Origin of the sequence: Mesorhizobium sp. M4A.F.Ca.ET.022.05.2.1 (assembly GCF_003998845.1) — a bacterium.
Classification (GTDB): domain Bacteria; phylum Pseudomonadota; class Alphaproteobacteria; order Rhizobiales; family Rhizobiaceae; genus Mesorhizobium.
Genome location: NZ_RZOJ01000435.1, coordinates 1 through 5,045, shown reverse-complemented (window position 1 = coordinate 5,045; position 5,045 = coordinate 1). Strand labels below are relative to the sequence as shown.

The window sequence follows — 5,045 nt, the reverse complement described above, 5'->3', positions numbered from 1 at the left end:
CATAGCGCTTGTATTCGCCAAAATACTTCGTGATCGCCGCCGTCAGCGACGTCTTGCCATGATCGACGTGGCCGATCGTGCCAATGTTCACATGCGGCTTGGTGCGCTCGAATTTACCTTTTGCCATGTGATGTCTCCATTCCTGCTTGCCCGTGCGGGGCTTGAATTAAGGTCTCGTGCAACCCGCTCGAGTTACGCGTATTTCTTCTGAACTTCCTGGGCGACCGCGGTCGGAACCGGCTCGTAGTGGTCGAACTGCATCGTGTACTGGGCGCGGCCCTGCGACATCGAACGCAGATTGTCGACGTATTTGAACATGTTGGCGAGCGGCACCATCGCATTGATGACGACGGCCACGCCGCGCGCTTCCTGGCCCTGGATCTGGCCACGGCGGCCGTTGAGGTCGCCGATGACGCTGCCGACGTAGTCTTCCGGCGTCACGACCTCGACCTTCATGATCGGCTCGAGCAACTGCACGCCGAGCTTCGGCGCAGCTTCACGGAAGCAGGCGCGGCCGGCGATTTCGAAGGCGAGCACCGAGGAGTCGACGTCGTGGAAGGCACCGTCGATGAGCGTCGCCTTGACGCCGATCATCGGGAAGCCGGCGAACGGACCGGACGACAGCACGCTGTTGATGCCCTTCTCGACGCCGGGGACGTATTCCTTCGGCACCGCGCCGCCGACGATCTTCGACTCGAACTTGAAGTCGCCGCCTTCCTGGTCCGGCTCGAACAGGATCTTGACGCGGGCGAACTGACCGGTACCGCCGGTCTGCTTCTTGTGCGTGTAGTCCTGCTCATGCGTGCGGGTGATCGTCTCGCGATAGGCCACCTGCGGCGCGCCGATATTGGCTTCGACCTTGAACTCGCGACGCATACGGTCGACGATGATGTCGAGGTGCAACTCGCCCATGCCGGCGATGATGGTCTGGCCGCTTTCCTCGTCGGTCTTGACGCGGAAGGACGGATCCTCAGCCGCCAGGCGATGCAGGGCAAGGCCCATCTTCTCCTGGTCGTTCTTGGTCTTCGGTTCGATGGCGATCTGGATGACCGGATCGGGGAATTCCATGCGCTCGAGGATGACCGGGTGCAGCGGATCGCAGAGCGTGTCGCCGGTGGTGGTGTCCTTGAGGCCGGCCAGAGCGACGATGTCGCCAGCGTAAGCCTCTTCGATGTCGGCGCGCGAATTCGCATGCATCTGCAGCATACGGCCGATGCGCTCCTTCTTGCCCTTCACGGTGTTGTCGAGCGAGACGCCCTTGGCGAGCTTGCCCGAATAGATGCGCGCGAAGGTGAGCGAGCCGACGAACGGGTCGTTCATGATCTTGAAGGCCAACATCGACAGCGGCTCGTTGTCGTCCGCATGACGCTCGATCTCGGCGTCGGTCTTGGCATCGACGCCCTTGATGGCCGGAACGTCGGCCGGCGACGGCAGGTACTCGACGACGGCGTCGAGCAGCGGCTGCACGCCCTTGTTCTTGAAGGCAGAGCCGCAGAACATCGGGAAGAACTTGACCGCGATGGTACCCTTGCGGATTAGCGCACGGATCTCGTCATTCGACGGCATGTTGCCTTCGAGGTAGTTCTCGAGCGCGGTCTCGTCCATCTCGACGGCGGCTTCGATCATCTTCTCGCGGTATTCCTCGGCGCGAGCCTTGAGGTCGGCCGGGATCTCGACGACGTCCCAGGCGGCGCCCAGCGTCTCGTCGCGCCAGACCAGCGCGTTCATCTCGACGAGATCGACGACGCCCTTGAACTCGGTCTCGGCGCCGATCGGCAGCTGCATGACGACGGCCTGCGCACCGAGGCGCGAGCCGATCATCTCGACCGAGCGGTAGAAGTCGGCGCCGATCTTGTCCATCTTGTTGCAGAAGATCATGCGCGGCACGTGGTACTTGTCGGCCTGACGCCAGACGGTCTCCGTCTGCGGCTCGACACCGGCATTGGCGTCGAGCAGCGCGATGGCGCCGTCGAGCACGCGCAGCGAACGCTCGACCTCGATGGTGAAGTCGACGTGTCCGGGGGTGTCGATGATGTTGAAGCGGCGCATCTTGCCGTCACGGCCCTTCCAGAAGGTCGTGGTCGCGGCGGACGTGATGGTGATGCCGCGCTCCTGCTCCTGCTCCATCCAGTCCATGGTGGCAGCGCCGTCATGGACTTCGCCGATCTTGTGCGACTTGCCCGTGTAGTACAGGACGCGCTCGGTCGTCGTCGTCTTGCCGGCGTCGATATGCGCCATGATACCGAAATTGCGGTAGTCTTCGATTTTGTATTCGCGGGCCATGGTAGGTGCCTCTCAGTCTCGTTCGCGCTTTACCAGCGGTAGTGCGCGAAGGCGCGGTTGGCTTCTGCCATCTTGTGGGTGTCTTCACGCTTCTTGACGGCCGTGCCACGGTTGTTGGCCGCGTCCATCAGCTCGCCCGAGAGGCGGTCGATCATGGTGGTCTCGTTGCGGTTGCGCGCCGCGGTGATCAGCCAGCGGATGGCCAGTGCCTGGCGGCGCTCGGGGCGCACGTCGACCGGAACCTGGTAGGTGGCGCCGCCGACGCGGCGCGAGCGCACTTCCACATGCGGCGCGACATTGTCGAGCGCCTGATGGAAGACGGTGACCGGCTCCTGCTTGGTCTTGGCCTGGACCTGGTCCAGCGCGCCGTAGACGATGGTCTCGGCAACCGACTTCTTGCCGTCATACATGACGGCGTTCATGAACTTGGTGACGATCAGGTCGCCGAACTTCGGGTCCGGATTGATCTCACGCTTTTCTGCACTGTGACGACGGGACATGGCTTTTGTCTCTCAATCTCTCATGGCCCGGCGCAGTCAAAAAAAAGCGCCGAAGCCGGAAAACCTTACTTCGGACGCTTGGCACCGTATTTCGAACGGCGCTGCTTGCGGTTCTTGACGCCCTGGGTATCGAGCACGCCGCGGATGATGTGGTAGCGCACACCCGGAAGGTCCTTGACGCGGCCGCCGCGGATCATGACCACGGAGTGTTCCTGCAGGTTGTGGCCTTCGCCCGGGATGTAGCCGATCACCTCGAAACCATTGGTCAGGCGGATCTTGGCCACCTTGCGCAGCGCCGAGTTCGGCTTCTTCGGCGTCGTGGTGTAGACGCGCGTGCAGACGCCCCGCTTCTGCGGGTTCTGCTGCATGGCCGGGACCTTGTTGCGCTTCACCGGCGCCAGGCGCGGCTTGCGGATCAGCTGGTTGACGGTAGGCATTAAACCCTCTTGTCTCTCAATTCCGTGTCTTGCCCGGTCAGGGCCGCTCAAAGCGTCGTTTCCATACGCAAATTCGGGCAACACACCGCGCCTCGCGGTCCTGCCCGAACAAATTGCAGAGGAAGCGGAAACCGCTTCATGCGCGCCGGAAATGTCTTTTCGCTCGTAAAACGAACCCTGTTTGAGGCAAACTCCAAGGCGTGTCGCCTCGAAAAGGAAAGCCTCACATGGGTTCTGACTGGGCGGCTTCTACTCGCAACCCTTCGAACCGTCAACCCCGCGCTGGCAAATATTGCGCGCGAACCGGGGCTTGGCAGCCATGCGAAAAACGCATGTAATTTTCTTGCGTCTTTTTGCAAGGGCGAGGAAGAAAGTGACCGGCTTTTGGCTGTCGCCGGCCCATGCTTCATGCCAAAAGGCGGCACGAGCCGCAGAAATGCCCTTGCCCGCCCTTTGCCGAGAGGAATCAGCCCGTGAACGACAATGAGGAACGCCCGGTCACCATCATCACCGGCCGTGTCTGGAAGAAGAAAGGCGGCAAGCCGGAAGGCGTCCATGTGATGCTTGTTGCGCCCGACGACGATTCGGCGGTGCGCAAGGCGCTCGATTCGCTCGCCGCGGAAGGCTATGCCGAGGCCGAACTCGACCAGATCGGCGACATGGACGGCGCGCCCGATGACGAGCCGCATCTGTCGGCCTACCAGGGCGCGCTCGAAGGCGAAGTGTCGATCATCACGTTCGACGAGCCGATCTGACGATCGGCGCCGGCTTGCCCGGCGTCACTTCCCTGCTTAGAAACACCCACCTTTCCAAATCCTCGGAGTTCCCATGCCCTCGAACAAAGGTCCCATCAAGCTCGGCATCGTTGGCGTGGGCAAGATCGTCCGCGACCAGCATCTTCCGGCTCTGGCGAAAGACAGCGACTACCAGCTCATCGCCGCCGCCAGCCGGCACGGCAAGGTCGACGGCATCCCGAACTTTCCGACCATCGAGGCAATGCTCGACGCCGTGCCGGACCTCGACGCCGTCTCGCTCTGCATGCCGCCCCAGTTCCGTTACGATGCCGCGCGCGCAGCGATCGAAGCCGGGAAGCATGTCTTCCTGGAGAAGCCGCCGGGCGCCACCGTCAGCGAGGTCGAGGACCTGAAGAGGATCGCCGGCAAGCATGGCGTTTCTCTCTTCGCCAGTTGGCACTCACGCTACGCGCCGGCGGTCGAGGCCGCGCGCGAATTCCTGGCCTCGGCCAGGATCAGCTCGGCGGCGATCATCTGGAAGGAAGACGTGCGCCGCTGGCACCCGAACCAGGAATGGATCTGGGCGCCGGGCGGCTTTGGCGTCTTCGATCCGGGCATCAACGCGCTGTCGATCGCCACCCACATCCTGCCGGCGATGTTCATCACCTCGGCGGTTCTCGATTTTCCGGAGAATCGCGCATCGCCGGTTGCCGCGCATGTCGCCTTCCGCACCTCGAATGGAGTGCCGGTGACGATGGAGCTCGACTGGCTGCAGACCGGTCCGCAGAGCTGGGACATCCTGGCCGAGACCGACAAGGGCAAGATGGTGCTTTCGGGCGGCGGCGCGAAGCTCGCCATCGACGGCAAGATCGTCCACGACGAGCCGGAAGCGGAATACCCGATGCTCTACAGTCGCTTCGCCGAGATCATCCGCGCCGGCGTCTCCGACGTCGATCTCGCGCCGTTACAGCACGTTGCCGACGCCTTCATGCTCGGCAAGCGCAATGTGGTCGAGGCGTTCTTCGATTGAGCTAAACTGAGAACCTTCTCGCCGTTATCCTATCGTCTTCGAACGGGATGTGCTCCTGTCC

7 protein-coding genes are annotated in these 5,045 nt (G+C 62.7%); 3 read left to right on the top strand and 4 right to left on the bottom strand.

Going from position 1 to position 5,045, the window contains the following annotated elements; genetic code table 11:
- The 4 genes from EN745_RS29820 to rpsL all read right to left on the bottom strand — a co-directional run.
- Positions 1-127 (bottom strand): GTP-binding protein (locus EN745_RS29820; protein WP_244571411.1); only part of this gene is annotated, 127 nt, incomplete at its 3' end.
- Positions 128-192: 65 nt separating this feature from the next.
- Positions 193-2,283: an elongation factor G gene (fusA, locus tag EN745_RS29815; RefSeq protein WP_127422897.1), complete on the bottom strand. Its 2,091-nt coding sequence runs from the start codon at positions 2,281-2,283 to the stop codon at positions 193-195.
- 29 nt (positions 2,284-2,312) lie between these two features.
- Positions 2,313-2,783, bottom strand: a complete 471-nt coding sequence (rpsG, locus tag EN745_RS29810; RefSeq protein ID WP_126054431.1) for a 30S ribosomal protein S7 — start codon at positions 2,781-2,783, stop codon at positions 2,313-2,315.
- A gap of 65 nt (positions 2,784-2,848) precedes the next feature.
- Positions 2,849-3,220: a 30S ribosomal protein S12 gene (gene rpsL / locus EN745_RS29805; protein WP_006202128.1), complete on the bottom strand. Its 372-nt coding sequence runs from the start codon at positions 3,218-3,220 to the stop codon at positions 2,849-2,851.
- A 138-nt stretch (positions 3,221-3,358) separates the two neighbouring features.
- Here rpsL and EN745_RS29800 point away from each other — a divergent pair, with 138 nt between their 5' ends.
- From EN745_RS29800 to EN745_RS29790, 3 genes are all read left to right on the top strand, one after another.
- Complete coding sequence (locus EN745_RS29800; protein WP_127422896.1) at positions 3,359-3,697, top strand: hypothetical protein; 339 nt, start codon at positions 3,359-3,361, stop codon at positions 3,695-3,697.
- The gene (locus EN745_RS29795) at positions 3,694-3,975 is read left to right on the top strand and encodes a transcriptional regulator (RefSeq protein WP_126054430.1); all 282 of its coding nucleotides are present in this window, start codon (positions 3,694-3,696) and stop codon (positions 3,973-3,975) included. The genes EN745_RS29800 and EN745_RS29795 overlap by 4 nt, the downstream gene beginning before the upstream one ends.
- Before the next feature lie 73 nt (positions 3,976-4,048).
- Complete coding sequence (locus EN745_RS29790; protein ID WP_127422895.1) at positions 4,049-4,984, top strand: Gfo/Idh/MocA family oxidoreductase; 936 nt, start codon at positions 4,049-4,051, stop codon at positions 4,982-4,984.
- Positions 4,985-5,045: the final 61 nt, after the last annotated feature.

What these genes read in the sequence shown, in the direction of transcription:
- fusA (WP_127422897.1), bottom strand. Translation starts at nt 2,283, where the DNA reads ATGGCCCGCGAATACAAAATCGAAGACTACCGCAATTTCGGTATCATG.
- rpsG (WP_126054431.1), bottom strand. Translation starts at nt 2,783, where the DNA reads ATGTCCCGTCGTCACAGTGCAGAAAAGCGTGAGATCAATCCGGACCCG.
- rpsL (WP_006202128.1), bottom strand. Translation starts at nt 3,220, where the DNA reads ATGCCTACCGTCAACCAGCTGATCCGCAAGCCGCGCCTGGCGCCGGTG.
- EN745_RS29800 (WP_127422896.1), top strand. Translation starts at nt 3,359, where the DNA reads ATGCGCGCCGGAAATGTCTTTTCGCTCGTAAAACGAACCCTGTTTGAG.
- EN745_RS29790 (WP_127422895.1), top strand. Translation starts at nt 4,049, where the DNA reads ATGCCCTCGAACAAAGGTCCCATCAAGCTCGGCATCGTTGGCGTGGGC.